This is a genomic window from Kurthia sp. Dielmo (assembly GCF_000307285.2).
GTDB lineage: Bacteria > Bacillota > Bacilli > Bacillales_A > Planococcaceae > Kurthia > Kurthia populi.
In genome coordinates, this window is the sequence record NZ_HE578969.1 from 8237 (window position 1) to 9854 (window position 1618).

The window sequence follows — 1618 nt, forward strand, 5'->3', positions numbered from 1 at the left end:
CTTGTAAAGGTAAACTAGACAAACGACCGCCTAATAATAAAAATTTAACTGAGTAAATGGTGATTTTCAACATATAACTGTATAGTGTGCCATAAGTGGGTACCTTGTGTGCCATAAGTGGGTACCTTAAAAAATAAAAACACCTTTGAACCTTAGAGTCCCAAGGGTTTCAGCGCCCAAAAAAAACACTGTAAGTACTGTATAATGAATCCCCAAAAACGTTGATATAACAACGTTTTTTTATTTGCATTTTTACAATTATGAAAGGAGAAAAATATGAATTTATTAATACTGACGGCAGATGCACGTTCACGATATGCTGCAGAAGATTATAAAGTTGTGGCTTCATTATCAAACGATAGTCCACAAGCATGTCCGTTTTACGACGATGTACGGAATGAAAAACTAGAAGATTTCTATGACACATATCAATTTAGTGTGCCAGAAAACTTCGAAGAAGCCGACCATGTCGTACCGAGTAATTATGTTCTCTTTGAAGATGAAACGAATAAGTTTCGTTTATTCCGAATCATCGATGTAGAGAGTGGACTACTGGGCAATGTTCATGTGAAAACAGCGAAGGCTGAAAATGCCTTTGTAGATGATTTACTAAAAACGATTGTGCCACGCGCCACATTAGGCACTGTTAATTTTCCGGATGCATTCGCACATTGCTTGTCCAACAGTGGCTGGCAAATCCGCAATAGCGAGTATCTAGGCGAATTAAAGAATCAAACGTTTGAAGGAAATACGAATGCGCAAGAAGCGATTCAAGGGATTTGTAAAGAGTACGGTGGCGAAATTGATGCGTATGTCCTCATGAATAGTGCGAATAAAATCATCGGAAAATACTTTGATTTAGTTGAAGAACGAGGGCGCAACAACACCGGGAAACGTTTTGAATATCGTCGAGATATTACAGGTGTGACACGTACGCAGTCCATTTCAGAATTTTATACTGCCATTAAACCAATCGGGAAAGATAATCTGACGATACAAGATGTCAATGAAGGTAGTGCCATCTTATATGATGCAGAAGCCAACGATTTATATAACGGTGGCAAAGAGTATTTAGTGAAATATATGGATTTCAGTGAAATTGAACATGCCAGTGCGTTATATGCTGCAGCTAAATTAGAACTAAATAAATGTAATAAGCCACGTTATGAATACACCATTGATACGGCATTACTTGAACGAACTGCAGGTTATGAAGAAGAACCAGCTTGGCTTGGTGATCATGTACGTGTCATTGATTTTGAAATGAAGCCACCACTTGTTGTAGGTGCCCGTATTATTGAAAAAGATACGTCAAATAGTGATTCATCAAAAGATAAGGTAACGCTCGGTGAATATATTGAGCTCAATTATTCAACACCGAACGACATCAAAAATCTACAAGCGCAGCTAGATACTATCAAGAACCAAGTGCAACCAATTTATCGCATTGAGGTGAAAGCAACAGCTGGTACAATCATCCGAAATGGGATTATTGAAGGGGATGGCACCGCAAAACTGCAAGCCATTGTGTACCGTAATAACTCACTTTATGTTGGCACCAGTGACCAGTACGTATGGGAAAAGATTTATCGCGATACAGGAGAGCATGATAACGCTT

General features: G+C 38.6%; 1 protein-coding gene. It reads left to right on the plus strand.

Annotated elements, in window-relative coordinates; genetic code table 11:
- Positions 1–276 precede the first annotated feature (276 nt).
- Positions 277–1618 (plus strand): phage tail spike protein (locus tag KTHG_RS20455; protein WP_186439703.1); only part of this gene is annotated, 1342 nt, incomplete at its 3' end.